The organism is Nocardioides sp. CPCC 206347 (genome assembly GCF_048654605.1).
Lineage (GTDB): Bacteria > Actinomycetota > Actinomycetes > Propionibacteriales > Nocardioidaceae > Nocardioides.
This window is the reverse complement of record NZ_JBMCYZ010000003.1, coordinates 559475-574551: the sequence shown is the minus strand read 5'-3', so window position 1 is coordinate 574551 and position 15077 is coordinate 559475. Positions and strand designations below refer to the sequence as shown.

The 15077-nt window shown below is 70.6% G+C and carries 12 protein-coding genes; 5 read left to right on the top strand and 7 right to left on the bottom strand.

The genetic code is table 11. The features are described 5' to 3' along the window. Positions 1-113: 113 nt before the first annotated feature. A complete protein-coding gene (locus ACOACQ_RS14265; RefSeq protein ID WP_378604566.1) occupies positions 114-770 on the bottom strand; it encodes a TrmH family RNA methyltransferase in 657 nt (218 codons plus the stop codon). Positions 771-873: 103 nt separating this feature from the next. Here ACOACQ_RS14265 and ACOACQ_RS14260 point away from each other — a divergent pair, with 103 nt between their 5' ends. Both ACOACQ_RS14260 and ACOACQ_RS14255 read left to right on the top strand, forming a co-directional pair. Continuing rightward, positions 874-1638, top strand: coding sequence for a DedA family protein (locus tag ACOACQ_RS14260; protein WP_420288573.1), 765 nt, complete (start codon positions 874-876; stop codon positions 1636-1638). A gap of 58 nt (positions 1639-1696) precedes the next feature. Further along, the gene (locus tag ACOACQ_RS14255; RefSeq protein ID WP_420288572.1) at positions 1697-2137 is read left to right on the top strand and encodes a VOC family protein; all 441 of its coding nucleotides are present in this window, start codon (positions 1697-1699) and stop codon (positions 2135-2137) included. Between the two features lie 34 nt (positions 2138-2171). Here the strand turns inward: ACOACQ_RS14255 and pyrE are convergent, their stop codons facing one another. Further along, the gene (gene pyrE, locus ACOACQ_RS14250) at positions 2172-2717 is read right to left on the bottom strand and encodes an orotate phosphoribosyltransferase (RefSeq protein WP_420288571.1); all 546 of its coding nucleotides are present in this window, start codon (positions 2715-2717) and stop codon (positions 2172-2174) included. 52 nt (positions 2718-2769) lie between these two features. On the opposite strand from pyrE, the gene ACOACQ_RS14245 reads away from it, so the two are divergent. Together ACOACQ_RS14245 and ACOACQ_RS14240 are read left to right on the top strand one after the other, a co-directional pair. Further along, positions 2770-3954, top strand: coding sequence for a pyridoxal phosphate-dependent aminotransferase (locus tag ACOACQ_RS14245; RefSeq protein ID WP_420288570.1), 1185 nt, complete (start codon positions 2770-2772; stop codon positions 3952-3954). Positions 3955-3977: 23 nt separating this feature from the next. Further along, the gene (locus ACOACQ_RS14240) at positions 3978-6326 is read left to right on the top strand and encodes a serine/threonine-protein kinase (protein ID WP_420288569.1); all 2349 of its coding nucleotides are present in this window, start codon (positions 3978-3980) and stop codon (positions 6324-6326) included. Positions 6327-6330: 4 nt separating this feature from the next. Here ACOACQ_RS14240 and ACOACQ_RS14235 read toward each other — a convergent pair whose 3' ends face one another. Next, entirely contained in the window at positions 6331-7404 is a 1074-nt protein-coding gene (locus ACOACQ_RS14235; RefSeq protein ID WP_420288568.1) for a hypothetical protein, read from the bottom strand. Positions 7405-7429: 25 nt separating this feature from the next. Further along, the gene (clpB, locus tag ACOACQ_RS14230) at positions 7430-10033 is read right to left on the bottom strand and encodes an ATP-dependent chaperone ClpB (RefSeq protein WP_378604439.1); all 2604 of its coding nucleotides are present in this window, start codon (positions 10031-10033) and stop codon (positions 7430-7432) included. A gap of 319 nt (positions 10034-10352) precedes the next feature. Between clpB and ACOACQ_RS14225 the strand changes: the two genes are divergently transcribed. Then, the gene (locus ACOACQ_RS14225) at positions 10353-11840 is read left to right on the top strand and encodes a helix-turn-helix domain-containing protein (protein ID WP_378604436.1); all 1488 of its coding nucleotides are present in this window, start codon (positions 10353-10355) and stop codon (positions 11838-11840) included. Here the strand turns inward: ACOACQ_RS14225 and ACOACQ_RS14220 are convergent. The 3 genes from ACOACQ_RS14220 to lepB form a co-directional block, all read right to left on the bottom strand. After that, the gene (locus ACOACQ_RS14220; protein ID WP_420288567.1) at positions 11830-12813 is read right to left on the bottom strand and encodes an Abi-alpha family protein; all 984 of its coding nucleotides are present in this window, start codon (positions 12811-12813) and stop codon (positions 11830-11832) included. The genes ACOACQ_RS14225 and ACOACQ_RS14220 overlap by 11 nt on opposite strands. A 73-nt stretch (positions 12814-12886) precedes the next feature. Beyond that, positions 12887-14245, bottom strand: a complete 1359-nt coding sequence (locus ACOACQ_RS14215; RefSeq protein ID WP_378604430.1) for a hypothetical protein — start codon at positions 14243-14245, stop codon at positions 12887-12889. Positions 14246-14343: 98 nt separating this feature from the next. After that, positions 14344-14991, bottom strand: coding sequence for a signal peptidase I (gene lepB, locus ACOACQ_RS14210; RefSeq protein ID WP_378604427.1), 648 nt, complete (start codon positions 14989-14991; stop codon positions 14344-14346). Between the last annotated feature and the right edge of the window lie 86 nt (positions 14992-15077).

The window sequence follows — 15077 nt, the reverse complement described above, 5'->3', positions numbered from 1 at the left end:
AAGCGGTGAACTAGACAGCTCCACTTCACAACCGGGGGCCCTCACCTGTCAGCCCGACTCACCGCCGGAGGGCGGGACAACCTCCCTGGGCATCACATCTAGCCGCGCCAGGTCTAGCCGCGCCAGGCCTCGCCGCTGCCCAGGTCGGCGTGCTGAAGCACCCAGGCGTGCATCGCGATCGCGGCGGCAGCCGACGCGTTGATCGACCGGGTCGAACCGAACTGCGCGATCGAGAACGTCGCGTCGCACGCCTCGCGCGCCGCCTCCGACAGCCCCGGCCCCTCCTGCCCGAACAGGAAGCAGACCCGCTCGGGGATCTCCATCGTCTCGAGGTGGTCGGAGCCGGGCAGGTTGTCGACGCCGAACAACGGCACCCGCCCGCCGTCGTACGACGACAGGTGGGCCGCGAGGTCCTCGACCGTCGCATGGTGGTGCACGTGCTGGTAGCGGTCGGTGACCATCGCGCCGCGCCTGTTCCACCGCCGGTTGCCGACGATGTGGACCTCGGCCGCGAGGAACGCGTTCGCCGTCCGGACGATGGTGCCGATGTTGAAGTCGTGCTGCCAGTTCTCGATGGCGACGTGGAAACCGTGGCGGCGCAGGTCGAGGTCGGCACGGATCGCCTCAAGGCTCCAGTACCGGTAGCGGTCGACGACATTGCGTCGATCTCCGTCGCGCAGCAGCGCTTCGTCGTACACCTCGGAACCGGGTCCCTGGGGCCACGGACCCGCCCAGGGACCGACGCCGACCTCGGGCTGGCCGTTCGGCATCGGGTCGTACGGCGCCCGCCGCTCGTCTGCGCTGTCCGGATCCGCTGCCACGAACCGCACCCTAACGGCCACGCCGTTGGGACCCGGCCGGTACCGTGGCGCCGTGAACTCGCTGGTCGCGACCCCTTTCGTCGTGCCGATGCTGCTGGGCATCAAGTGGCTGGACCCCGAATGGCTCCAGCACCAGTACGGTGCCGCCTTCATCTGGATCGCGATCGGGATCGTGTTCGTCGAGTGCGGGTTGTTCTTCCCGTTCCTCCCCGGTGACACCCTGCTGTTCGCGCTCGGCCTCTTCATCGCCGGCAGCAACACGACCGGCTACTCCGTCGTGGGCATCGAGCACGAGCCGACCGAGCTCGTCATCGCGATGGTGCTGCTGGTCGTCGCGGCCTTCGCGGGCAATGTCGCGGGCTACGAGATCGGGCGCAAGCTCGGGCCGCCGCTCTACCACCGCGACGGCAGGATCCTGAAGAAGCAGTACTTCGACAACACCAGCGCCTTCTTCGAGAAGCACGGCAACAAGGCGCTGGTCATCGGGCGGTTCGTGCCGTTCGTCCGGACCTACATCACCGTCGTCGCCGGCGTGACGCAGATGGAGCGCCGCCGCTTCTTCGTGTGGAGCGCCATCGGTGCCGTGCTGTGGGTCGTGTCGATCACCCTGCTCGGCTACTTCCTCGGAGCGGCCATCCCGGCGCTCGGCGAGAACATCGACTACGTCACCTTCGCGATCCTGGCCTTCTCGGCGATCCCGCTGGCCTGGGAGTGGTGGCGCCACAAGCGTCCCGGGGCGAAGAGCAACAAGGCCCTCAGCACCGAGGCCGTCAGCACCGACGCCGTCACCGAGGCAGCCGTCACCGACGAGCGATGAGTATTCGCTGAGGCGACGGTCTCCCCTGCATCACCCACCTCAACACACGGGAGCAGCGATGGCCATCAACCTCAACCCCTACATCAACTGGCGCGGACAGGCCCGCGAGGCGATGGAGTTCTACCAGTCCGTCCTCGGCGGCAAGCTCGAAGTGATGACGTTCGCCGACATGGGCGGCACCGCCATGGGCGTCGCCGAGGCCGACGGCGAGCTCGACTGGGTGATGCACGCCGCCCTCTCCGTCTCCGACGCGGTGCTCCTCATGGGCGCCGACCACCCCAAGCACGTGCCCGGCGAGCCGCAGACCCAGCAGGTCAGCATCAGCGGACCGGCCGAGGACGGCGCCACCCTGCGCGCCTGGTGGGAGGGCCTCTCCGACGGTGCGACCATCTTCCAGCCGCTCGAGCAGGCGCCGTGGGGCGACAGCTTCGGCATGCTGAAGGACAAGTACGGCGTCGACTGGCTGGTCAACATCGCGGGCGAGAAGCCCGCCGAGTAACCACCCCGCTCGATGGTCCCGGGTCTATCGCAATTCAGGCCTGGGCGGCGGCCCGGGCAGCGTCGAGCTCGGCCTTGGTGAGGACCGCGCGGATCTCAAGCGCGACGTCCGCCAGCGGGTTGTCCTCGCCCGGGCTGCGGTCGATCGCACACACGACGGTCTCGACGACCGCGCCGCGCTCGCGCAGGGCGTTCGTCGCGTCGCGCACCGCGCCGCCGGTCGTGATGACGTCCTCGATCAGCACGATCCGCTTGCCCTCGACGTCAGGGCCCTCGGCGAGCTTGGCGGTGCCGTACTTCTTCGCCTCCTTGCGCACGAAGACGACCGGGATGCCGACCAGCTGGCTGACGGCGGTGGCGATCGGGATGCCGCCCATCTCCAGGCCGCCGAGCAGGTCGGCGTCACCGGGGAGCAGCTGGGCGACCTCGCGGGCCACGCGGGCGAGCAGCCCGGGGTCGGCCTCGAAGAGGTACTTGTCGAAGTACTCGTTGCTGACCTGGCCCGAGCGGAGGGTGAACTCACCCGTGAGGCGGCAGGTGGCGTCGATGTCGGCGGCGAGGGCCGTGTCCGTGGTCGTCACGGTCCAGAGCCTAGTGCCGCCATCCGGCACCCTGACGACCTAGGCTCAGGGGGTGCCCGGTCCCCCGCACTCCGCCGCCCGCCGCATCGCCGGCATGGGCGAGACGATCTTCGCCGAGATGTCCGCCCTCGCAGTCCGCACCGGGGCCGTCAACCTCGGCCAGGGCTTCCCGGACACCGACGGCCCGCCGGAGCTGATCGGGGCGGCCGTCGACGCGCTCCGCGGTGGCGCGAACCAGTACGCACCGGGCATCGGCATCCCGACCCTGCGGCAGGCGATCGCGCGCCACCAGCAGCGGCACTACGGCATCGAGCTCGACCCGAACACCCAGGTCGTCGTCACGACCGGCTGCACCGAGGCGATCGCCGGAGCCCTGCTCGGCCTGGTCGACCCCGGCGACGAGGTGATCGTCCTGGAGCCCTACTACGACTCCTACACGGCGATGATCGCCTTCGCCGGAGGGGTACGACGACCCGTCACCCTCCGCGCACCCGACTTCCGGCTGGACCCGGCCGAGCTGGAGGCCGCGGTCTCCGCGCGCACGAAGCTGATCCTGCTCAACACCCCGCACAACCCGACCGGCCGCGTCCTGGACGCCGACGAGCTGGCGGCCGTGGCCCGGGTCGCCCAGGCGCACGACCTGACCGTCGTGACCGACGAGGTCTACGAACACCTGACCTTCGACGGCCGGGTCCACGTGCCCCTCGCGACCCTGCCCGGCATGGCCGAGCTGACCCTGACCCTGTCCAGCGCCGGCAAGTCCTGGTCGGTCACCGGGTGGAAGGTCGGCTGGGCGACCGGACCTGCCCCCCTGGTCGCGGCGGTCACCGCCGCCAAGCAGTGGCTGACCTACACCTCGGGCGCACCCCTGCAGCCCGCCGTCGCCAGCGCGCTCGACAGCCCGTCGGACTTCCCGGCGCGGCTCCGGGCCGACCTGCAGGCGCGCCGCGACGAGCTCGTTGCCGGTCTGACGGCGGCCGGCCTGACGTCGTACACACCGGAGGGGACGTACTTCGCCACCACCGACGTCAGCGCCCTCGGCTGGGCCAGCGGCGGTGACTTCTGCCGCGCGCTGCCCGAGCGGGCCGGCGTGGTCGCGATCCCGTCGGAGGTCTTCTACGACGACCCCGACGCGCCCGGTGCCGGACGGCAGCTGGTCCGCTGGGCGTTCTGCAAGCGGCCCGACGTCATCGCCGAGGCCGTGGCCCGCCTGTCGGCCGCCGACCTGGCCCGCTGAGCGCTGGTCGAGGACTGACGTCGATGCAGCAGATCGGCCGCTACCCCGTCTCCCGGGTCATCGGGTCGGGGGGCTTCGGGACCGTCCACCTCGGCGTCGACCCCGGCTCCGGCGAACCCGTCGCGATCAAGGTGCTCGACTGGCCCGAACAGGGTTGGCGTCGCCGGATGTTCCGCGACGAGGCAGCCGCACTGCGCTCGGTCAACCACCCCAACGTGGTGCGGATCCGCGACGTCATCGACACCCCGGACCTGGCCGCCCTCGTCACCGACTACGTCGAAGGTGCGTCGCTGCGACGCGTCCTCGAGGAGGCCGGCCCGCTCAACGGGCCGCAGGCCCTGTCGGTGCTCACGGGCGCGTTGCAGGGCCTTGCCGCCGTCCACGCGACCGGCCTGGTCCATGCCGACCTGAAGCCCGAGAACATCCTGCTCGACACCACCGGGACATCGCGCCTGATCGACTTCGGCCTGACCGGGCCACCCCGCGCACTGGGCGGCCCCGACGCCTGGATCGGCACGCCCGCCTACCTCGCCCCCGAGGTCGTGCTCGGCCAGCACATCGACCAGCGCAGCGACCTCTACGCCACCGCGGTGATGCTCTTCGAGCTGCTCTGCGGACGACCGCCGTACGTCGGCCCGAACCCGGTGATGACCGCGCTGCTGCACGTGCAGTCGCCGATCCCCGACCTCCAGCGCCTGTACCCGGGGATCAGCGACGCCCTCGCCGGACTCTGCACGCAGGACCTCGCCAAGGACCCGACCCGACGCCACCAGAACAGCCGGGCGTTCCTGACCAGCCTCAACATCGCCGCGACCCAGGCGTACGGCGCCGAATGGGCCGCCGCGGGCGCCGCGCTCGGCACGCTCGTTGCCTCCACACTCGCCGCCCTGTCGGGCCTTTCCGCCGCACCCGCCGCACTCGGCCTGCTCGGCGCAGCGCCCGCAGCGGCGCCGCTGGCAGCCGGGCTGGCTGCCGCGGGGGCGATCGGCTCGGGCGGGGTCGCCGCAGGCCTCGGCGGTGCCGGGGCAGGCGGCGGAGTCGCGGGCGGCGCGGCCGTCGGCGCCGGGGGTGCGGGCGTCGGTGGAGTCGGCTTCGGATCCGGCCTCGGCGCAGGAGGCGCAGGAGGCGCAGGCGTCGGCGTCGGAGGAGCCGCCGCATCGGGCGCGGGCGGGGCGAGTGCGGCAGGCTCCGGAGGCGGCGTACTGGCCGCAATCGGTGGCGCCAAGGGGGCCGTCGCGGCCGCGAGCATCTTCGCTGTCGTCAGTGCCGGAGCCGGCACCGCCGTACTCCTCAACGACGACGACCCCGCCGCATCGAAACCACCGGCAGAGGTGCTGCGGGACGTCTACGCCTACACGCTCGCCGGAGCGGACCCCGACGGGGACGGGATCCCGGACACCACCGTCGTCGTCATGGACGGGGCCGACGAGGTCACCCGGCTTCCCGATGCGGGCGAACCGTCGTGGAGCGCCGACGGCCGCTACGTCGCCGTCGTCTCCGCGGGCGCGCTGACGGTGGTCGACACCGACAACGGCTCCACCACGACCACGGAGTGTCGTGACCCCGACGGATGCGGGCCGAGCGCCGTCCGCGACGACCGCGTCGTCACCCTCGACGGTTCCGGGGTCGTCAGCTACTCCCTGCCTTCCCTCGACGATCGACGGGACGAGGCGACGCAACCGGCCGGCATCACGTGGGACGCACTACTGGCGACGGGCGACAGCATCCTCGCCTTCGGGTACGACGGCTCCACCGACGGTTACCGCGGCGGGCCGGTCGCCGTGTCCCATCGCATCGATGCCGACGGAACGGTCACCCGCTTCGACGACCAGCTGCCTTCCGGCGCCTCCTTGTGGGAGGACCAGGCCTACTCGGCACAGTCGGCCTACGGCGGCCCCCGGGCTGCCGTGCTCGAAGGCGGCAGCGGCGGGGCCTGTGTCTACGGCTACACGCTGTTCATCGTGGATCCGGCCCAGCCGGGCACCTCCGTCGCCACGGACATGTCCGCGATGGTGGAGGGCGAGGCCGCCGATCAGGAGTACCAGACCATCAACGACCTCTGGTTCGACAGCGAAGGAACGCTCCGCGCCAGCAGTTCCACCAACGTCTGCGAGTTCGGAGACGACTTCACCTCGACCTCGCGCCCCGGAGTCCCACAGAGCGTCTGGCGCCTGGACGGAACGACGTGGGTGCTCGACGACAACCGGCCGCTGTTGTCCACGAACCTGCTGCCGACCGGCGCCCGGATCGACCTGACCGCGGACCCCGACGCGGGATCAGGTGGCGGTCAGGGAGCGCTGGCCCTGACGACCCCCCAGGGCATCGAACAGATCGACGACCACGTGCTGAGGGTGTTCACACCAGCGATCTGACCCGTCAGCGCTGGTACCAGCGACCCACTTCGGGTCGCAGCAGCATCCACGCTGCCGAGCCGAACACGCCGACGAGCGCGAGCAACGGCCAGGCACCGACCGACATCACGACGAGCAGCAGGGCGCCCGTCACCGCGGAGACGACGAGGGTGATCCGGGCCCAGTTCTGGCCGATGAAGGCGAGCCCGGCGAGCACGATCGCGACGACCGCCCACAGGGCGAAGCCGACGAGGACGACGTACATCCCCGCGAGGAGGGTGTTCTCGGTGAGGTCGTAGGTCTCGACCGCCTTGGGCTGGTCGCGCGAGACCTCGGCGAACAGGTCCTCGGCCTGCGACGGCAGGACGGCCATCATCACGACGATGCCGAGCAGCACGAGCGTGGAGGTGATCCAGGTCAGGGCGCAGGCTGCGGTCAGCGCCTGCGGCCGCGTCCGTCGTACGACGGCAGGCCGGCGGCCGAACGCACGCGGGTCCCCGAACGGGTGCTCGCCCGCGGCGTCACCCTTGGTCGTGCCCGGATCAGCAGGAGCAGCAGGACCCGCCGGCGAAGCAGCATCGGGCGACGCCGCCGCGGACCGCCCGGCAGGCGTTCCCGGCGGCCGCATCAGCCCGACCCGCTCGGCCCGGCGTTCCTCGTAGGCCTGCACCCACGGGCGTCCGGCGTACCAGTCACGCGTCGGCTGGAGCCACAGCAGCAGGATCGCGAAGACCAGCATCGCGGCGAAGAAGTCCGCCGCGGCCATGCCACCCACGAGGATCAGCGGCGCCAGCAGGGTCAGCGCGATCCGGGCGCTGGTCGAGCGCTTGAAGACCTGGACCCCGAGGATCGCGGCTGCCGTCGCGGCGCCGGCGCCGATCACGCAGAGCACCTGCAACATGCTGGTGTAGCCGTCGAGCGTGAGCCCGAGCCCACTCATCGGCGGCTTCCCCAGCGCCGTCTGCAGCTTCTCCTGCACCTCGAGCGTGCGCAGCGTCGAGATCCGCTCCCATGCGGACAGCACGACGATGATCGAGCCGCCGATGATCAGCGAACCCGCGATCGTCGCGTGCCCCGGTCGTGGCTGCTCCTGGCTCATGCCACCCATTCCACCAGACGGCCCCTCAGGCGTTGACGACCAGCCCGTCCTCGCCGCGGTCCACCGTCACCGCGCCGCCGTCGACGACCTGGCCGCCGATCAGCAACCGGGCGAGCGGGTCGCCGAGCGCGGACTGGATGAGCCGGCGCAGCGGGCGGGCGCCGTACGCCGGGTCGTAGCCGACATCGGCCAGCCACTCGCGCGCAGCCGGAGTGACCTCCAGCGAGATGCGCCGTCCGGCCAGCCGGTTCTCCAGCAGGCGGAGCTGCAGCTCGACGATCGTGGCCAGGTCGTCCCTGGTCAGTGCGTCGAAGGTGACGATCTCGTCGAGGCGGTTCAGGAACTCGGGCTTGAACGCCTTGCGCACCGTTGCCATCACGCCTTCGCGCTGCGCCTCGGGCTCGAGCGTCGGGTCCACGAGGTACTGCGAGCCGAGGTTGGACGTGAGGATCAGGATCGTGTTGCGGAAGTCCACGGTCCGGCCCTGGCCGTCGGTGAGCCGGCCGTCGTCGAGCACCTGCAGCAGGATGTTGAAGACCTCCGGGTGGCCCTTCTCGACCTCGTCGAGCAGCACGACCGAGTACGGCCGGCGGCGGACGGCTTCGGTGAGCTGGCCGCCTTCGTCGTACCCGACGTAGCCCGGAGGGGCACCGACGAGGCGCGACACCGAGTGCTTCTCGGAGTACTCGCTCATGTCGATCCGGACGATCGCCCGCTCGTCGTCGAACAGGAAGTCGGCCAGGGACTTGGCGAGCTCGGTCTTGCCGACGCCGGTCGGGCCCAGGAACAGGAACGAGCCGGTCGGGCGGTTGGGGTCCGAGATGCCGGCGCGCGATCGTCGTACGGCGTCGCTGACGGCACGCACGGCCTCGCGCTGGCCGATCAGCCGGGCGCCGATGACCTGCTCCATGTCGAGCAGCTTGGCGGTCTCGCCCTGCAGCAGCCGGCCGGTCGGGATGCCGGTCCACGCCTCGACCACCTCGGCGATCTGCGGGGCGCCGACCTCGTCGCCGACGAGCTTCTCCTCCTTCTCGGCGCTCGCTTCGCTCGAGCCCTCCGTGGCCTCGGCCGCGGTGATCTGGGCCTCCAGCGCGGGGATCTTGCCGTACTGGATCTCGCTGGCACCGGCCAGGTCGCCCTCGCGCAGCTTGCGCTCGGCCTCGCTCCGCAGCTGGTCGAGCTGGCGCCGCAGCTCGCCCTCACCCTCCAGGGACGCCTTCTCGCGCTCCCAGCGGGCGTCGAGGCCGCGCAGTGCTTCCTCCTTGTCGGCGAGGTCGGCGCGCAGGACCTCGAGCCGGTCGCGCGAGGCGTCGTCGGACTCCTTGGCGAGCGCGAACTCCTCCATCCGCAGCCGGTCCACCTGGCGCCGGAGCTGGTCGATCTCCTCCGGGGAGGACTCGATCTCCATGCGCAGGCGGGAAGCGGCCTCATCGATGAGGTCGATGGCCTTGTCGGGCAGCTGGCGTCCGGTGATGTAGCGGTCGGACAGCGTCGCGGCCGCCACCAGCGCGGCGTCGGTGATCCGGACGCCGTGGTGCGCCTCGTACTTCTCCTGGATGCCGCGCAGGATCTGGATGGTGTCCTCGACCGAGGGCTCGCCCACGAACACCTGCTGGAAGCGCCGCTCCAGCGCGGGGTCCTTCTCGACCCGCTCGCGGTACTCGTCGAGCGTGGTCGCGCCGATCATGTGCAGCTCGCCGCGCGCCAGCATCGGCTTGAGCATGTTGCCCGCGTCCATCGCGGAGTCGCCGCCGGCGCCCGCGCCGACGACCGTGTGGAGCTCGTCGATGAACGTGATGATCTGGCCGCCGGCGTCCTTGATCTCCTCGAGGACCGCCTTGAGCCGCTCCTCGAACTCGCCGCGGTACTTCGCGCCGGCCACCATCGCGGCGAGGTCGAGCGACAGGACGCGACGGCCCTTGAGGGAGTCGGGGACGTCGCCGTCGACCACCCGCTGGGCGAGCCCCTCGACCACGGCGGTCTTGCCGACGCCGGGCTCACCGATGAGCACCGGGTTGTTCTTGGTACGACGGGACAGCACCTGGATGACGCGACGGATCTCGGCGTCCCGGCCGATGACGGGGTCCAGCTTGCCGTCCTCGGCCGCCGCGGTGAGGTCGACGGAGTACTTCTCGAGTGCTTCGTACGTCGACTCGGCATCCTGCGACGTGACCCGACGGTTGCCCCGGACGGCCGTCAGCGAGTCCTGCAGCCCGGCGGCCGTCAGGCCGGCGTCGGTCAGCACGGTCTTCGCGGCCGACTCGACGGTCGCGAGGGCGATCAGCAGGTGCTCGGAGGCGACGTAGTCGTCCTTCATCGAGCCGGCGAGGTCGATGGCGGAGGCCAGGACCCGGGTCAGTCCTGCCGATGCCGCGGGCTGCTGGACGGTGGCGCCGCTCGCGCGGGGCAGTCCGTCCCGGACGGCCGACGCGGCGTGCACCAGGGCGGGCGCGTCGACGCCGGACTTCGCGACCAGGCTGGACGCGATGCCGTCGGCCTGCAGCAGCAGGGCGACGAGGAGATGGATCGGCTCGACACTCGTGTTGCCGGCCGTGGTGGCGGCGAGCTGGGCGGCCTCGATCGCCTCGCGACTGCGCGTCGTGAACTTGTCGGACCCGAAAGCGCTCATGAAAGGGAGTCTCCTGGAAGGTGCGTGGGAATGGATGGTGACACTCATTCCAACGCGCGCAAAGTTGAGTCTATTGCACTCAACTTTGCGGTGTGCGTCTCATTCGACGCCTCATGGTGGGTGGGCAACCCCTCGCCCACCCACCACGGATGCAGGAACCGCCCGGACCCCACGTCCCGCCAGCAACCCCACATCACTGGCAGGCAGCAGTCCCTGCGGCAAAAACGGTCCCACAGTCCGGCCCGCCACAGCCCGTTGTTTCAGGTGCGACCTCCCGCGAAACGGCCCGTACGACGGCGCTCCCTGCCAGCATGGGCCCGTGGCTCGACGGGCGGACGAGATCGACGACCGGACCCCGCTCGCGGGCGCCCGGATCGATGTCGCGGCGCGCATCGGCTGGCTGCTCCGCACCAGCCGCATGGCGGCCGGTGTCCGGATGCGCGAGTTCGGGGAGCTGGCCGGGACCGGCTCCCACCTCTCGCCCGCGACCCTGTCGCGCGTGGAGACGGCCGGCCGGCGCAGCGGCACCGTGATCGATGCCTACGAGCGGGCGCTCGACCTTCCGTACGGGCACCTCCGCGCACCCATCGACGTACTGTCGCGCACGTTCTCCTACGCCCCCGAGGACGTCGAGCCGTACACACCCGAGGCGACCCTTGCGGGCTTCTCGAGCAGCTGCGCAGCGGTACTGGACCAACCGTCCGGCGGCGACTGGTTGCGCTTCGCCGAGTACCACGCGCACACGCCCTTCGGACTTCCCGAACCCGACGTACGACCGTTGATCGAACGCCTCGCCAACGAGGTGGGACGCTCGGCCGGGACGGGCTACCAGCTGCGCTACGAGGCGCTGGCCAAGCTGCGGTGCAGCGCCTACGGCGACATCGTGGCCGAGGTCATCCGCGAAGCCGTCCTCGCTCCGGGCATGCAACGCGCGTACGACCTGATGAGCGCGGTCACCGAGCTGCCGACCCCTGCGTTGGTGCAGTGGTGCGGGGAGCTCCTCTCCCACGACTCTTGGCAGATCGCCCGGGCCAGCTGCCTCGGCATCCAGAACATGCGCAGTGTCGGCGGCCTGCGGACGCGCGACTGGTTGCCGCTGGTCGCCCCGTTCGCGGCGGCCTGCATCGCGGCGGTGGACGACTCCCGTCGCGGACCGATCCTCAGCGCGACCCTGGCCTCGTGCCCGCCCGACTTCCGGCGCGAGGTCCGTGCCGCCGTCGGCTTCGACCTCCCGCCGCCCCGCAAGGCAGCTGCCTGGACGCAGAGCCGTCGCAACCGCCACTTCGCCCACGCGGCCCGGATGGCCGCCGACATCGCAGGCAACAGTGCGGGCGAGGGGGTGCTGACCCGCCTCGTGTTCGAGGTGCTCTACGACTTCCGGGCGACCCACGTCGTCACGTCGGGCTTCCTGCTCGTCGCATCGCCCTTCTCCGACGGCGTCCGCGAGCAGCTCTGCAGTGCGGCACTCGAGGGTCCCGACGAGACCACCCGGCACGGCGCTGCCTACGCGTTCGCGAACCTGATGGTGCCCTTCGAGGTCGCCGACCCTGCCCCGTGGCTGGCCTCGCCCGACCCCGCGATCCGGGCAGCCGGGCTCTCGATCTGCGGGTTCGCGGGAGTCCCGTTGCCCGAGGCGACGCTTCGGGAGCTCGTGGGCGCCGACGACGAGCTGTGTCGCGACGCCCTCTTCGCGGCGGGCATGGCCAGCCAGCCCGAGCTCGCGCAGATCGCCACGAACCACGCGGACCCGGCGGTCCGGGACGCCGCGCGATGGTGGACCGACCACGGCGGCCGGGTCAGTCGCTGACGATCTCCGGCGGCGCCTCGTGGGCGGGCAGGGCGACGTTCGTCGCCGTCTTCTCGTCGACCAGCGCGAGCTTGCAGAACTCCTCGCCGAACGGCGTCAGGTGCACGCTGCGGCGCACGACCTTGGCGAACTTCACCGAGTGCATCGCGGCCAGCACGTCGGGCTGCGCCTCGAGCACCTGGTACTCCAGGTGGTCGTGCACGGCCTCGCGCGAGAACCAGATCAGGCCCAGGCGGAACAGGTTGTTGAGGTACGACGGCACCTGCTCGACGTAGCGCAGGCCGGCGCGCGGACCCACCATGTTCAGGCCCGGTGCGATCAGTTGGCTGCTCATCATGCCGATCGGTCCGCCGGTGCGGATGTCGACGCTGGGCTGCGGCCCGTTGCGCAGCAGCATCACCAGGATCCGTGCCTCGTCGGGCGCGAGCTCGTCGAGGATCCGGTCGAACGCCGGGTGGCGGTCGTTCTGGCCCCAGACGTCGCGGGACTTCTCCAGCAGCTCGTTGCCACGGTCGCGCAGGGACAGGGCGCGGCTCGCGACGACCTGGCCGTCGACGACCGCAGCAGGCGCGGCCTTCTCGCGCGGCCGCTCGACTCCGTTGCCCGAGCCGTTGCCCGAGCCGATGCCGTTGCCGTTGCCGCCGAGCGACTCGCCGACCCGCAGGAAGGCCGTCCCCATGGGGGTGCCGTCCGCGAGGGTGCGGGCCAGGTCACCCACCGCGCCGACGACGGAGCCGACCTCGCGAATGAGGGAGGCCGCCTCGTCCCGGTTCGTCACGGCCTTGCCGACGCGCATCCAGTTGCGGGCCGTCGTACGCATGCCCCAACCGGCGGTGTGCAGGGCGGCCGAGCCGGCCACCCGGGCCAGGCCCGGAAGGGATTCGACGACGGTGGGACTCGCGAGCGCAGGCAGCCGCGGCAGGTCCTCGCCGCCGACACCCCGGTTCTCCGAAGAACTTGATTCTCTTGCCACGGTCCCATCCTCCATCAACAACACCTCGGGCGTTCCGCGCTGCCCCCTGCTGGTCACACCCACGAGAAACGACTCACGGCGGGAAACCGGGAATCAGGCCCCAGTTGAAGATCGCCAGGTGGAGGAACCCGCCCGCAGCGCCCATCACCGCACCGTGGAGGTAGAGCATCCACTCGTCCTCCTTGATGGCCGAGCGCATCATCTCGACGAAGTCCTTCGGCGGCAGTTCCTTGGTACGACGCGCGATCAGCACGCGGATCTTCTCCGACTGCTTGCGGCTGAACTCCGCGTCACGGAACGGGGTGATCGTCCGGCCGACGGCCTCCATCGCGAAGGAGTCCTTGATCCGGTCGTACCGCTTGCCGCCCATGGCCACGTTGACGGCACCGCGCAACGGGCCGGCGGCCTTGTCGATGGCGGGCCGCATCGCGGTCGCGATCATCTGGCGGGTCCGGTCGCCGCGGGGTCCGTCCATCAGGAAGTCACCGATGCGCTCGAGCGTGACCACGTCATCGGCGATGATCCGGGCATAGACCTCGGCGCACTCGTCCTGGCGCCGCAGGAACAGCCCCTGGACCTTGATGCCGAGGACCTTCCGGGGCTCCGGCGGGTCGAAGATCAGCCACATGCCGAGCAGGTTGGTCGTCCATCCGACGAAGACGCCGAGCAGGGGCAGCAGCCACCAGATGTGCCACGTCTGGTCGACGATCGCGACCGGGATGCCCAGCAGGAAGCCGAAGATGAACCCGAAGGCCACCATCAGGTTCAGCTCCTTCTGACCCACGTCCTTGAACACCCGCACCACGAGGTCGGGGTTCTTGCGGAAGTGGTCGATGACCATGATCTTCGGGTCGAGCAGCTGGTCGATGTGCACACCGATCTCGTCGGTGATCGTCTTGACGACGGCAGGCAGCTGGGCCTGGACCCGGTCGACGACGGCGGTGCGGACCGGGCGGGGCAGGTCGCGCCACAGCTTCGGGTGCTCGCGCAGCATGACCTCTTCGACGAGCTCGGGAAGGTCGGGCCGGAACACGTTGACGATGTGCTCGGCGATCTGGTCGGGCTCGAGCTGGGCGTAGAACTCCGCGGGGGTGCCGAGCTTCGCGATCACCTTGTCGACAGCGATGCTGCCCATCTTGGCGGCGCGCGCGGGGACGATGCCCTGCCAGCCGAGGCCGCCCTCCATCCAGCCCGGGATCTCCTGCAGCTTGCGCGGCATGAGCCCGGTGACTTCCTTGAGCCCGGGGACCTTGAAGCCGTGGAACTTGATGGGAGAGAACAGCATCCACAGGCCGGACCAGTTGATCAGCCAGCCGATGATGCCGGTGAAGAACGGGATCGAGATGAACGCGAACCAGTCGACGCCGTGGCTACCCGTGAGGTCGCCGCTCGCCCAGTCCCTGAAGAAGTCCCCTATCGCGTCCACACGCACCTCTCGTCCTGTTGGGGCCCGCCGCGCCCCAGTGCCACTGACGGTCCCGACGGGCTGAGGCTAGTGCTTCTTGTGACGATTGGCACGGGGATCTCAGGTCACGGTGTCGCAGGAACCTCGTCGCGCCGTTGGAGGCGCACGTCGTTCTCCAGTTTCCCGAACTTGCTCAGCGGCTGGATCCGGAACGCGATCCTCGCCTGGACGTCGGCGGCGGCGACGAAGCCGAACGTCCGGGAGTCGTCGGAACCGCCCCAGTTGTCACCGATCACCCAGTAGTGGTCGTCGGGAACGGTCACCCAGGCGGGCTCCTGCCCCCGAGGCGACGACGTGCCGTCGTCGACGCAGCACGGCTCGGTCTTGTCACCGACCCGGCCGGACCAGGCGGGGTTGTCGACCACATAGGTGACGTCCTCGCCCTCCGGACGCACGAGCACGACGGGTGGGTCGGCGTCGGCAGTGACCTGGACCTGGTCGCCCGGCAGGCCGATGACCCGCTTCACGACGGAGATCTCGCGCCCGCCGAGGGGGCTCTCGACGATGTCGAAGCGCTGGACGTCGTCCTTGCCGAAGACGTCGACCAGGAGCCGGTCGCCGCTGGACACGGTCGGCTCCATGCTGCTTCCGGACACCTTGACCGAGAAGGCCAGGGCAGCGATGACCACGAGCATTCCCGCGAAGAACACGGCCAGCGCGCCCACTCCGAGAGCAGTCCGCAGCCAGCTGCGGTCGCGGGCTCCGTTCGTCACGGCACGAACCGTACGCGATCGGTCGCCCCGAACCGCACCTGAGAAATAACCGTGACAAATTGTCGCGTACACCACTTTTCCGTGGC

Bases quoted from the DNA above. Each gene is read 5' to 3' on its own strand.
- ACOACQ_RS14265 (WP_378604566.1), bottom strand. From the start codon at position 770: ATGCCGAACGGCCAGCCCGAGGTCGGCGTCGGTCCCTGGGCGGGTCCG.
- ACOACQ_RS14255 (WP_420288572.1), top strand. From the start codon at position 1,697: ATGGCCATCAACCTCAACCCCTACATCAACTGGCGCGGACAGGCCCGC.
- ACOACQ_RS14240 (WP_420288569.1), top strand. From the start codon at position 3,978: ATGCAGCAGATCGGCCGCTACCCCGTCTCCCGGGTCATCGGGTCGGGG.
- ACOACQ_RS14235 (WP_420288568.1), bottom strand. From the start codon at position 7,404: ATGAGCCAGGAGCAGCCACGACCGGGGCACGCGACGATCGCGGGTTCG.
- clpB (WP_378604439.1), bottom strand. From the start codon at position 10,033: ATGAGCGCTTTCGGGTCCGACAAGTTCACGACGCGCAGTCGCGAGGCG.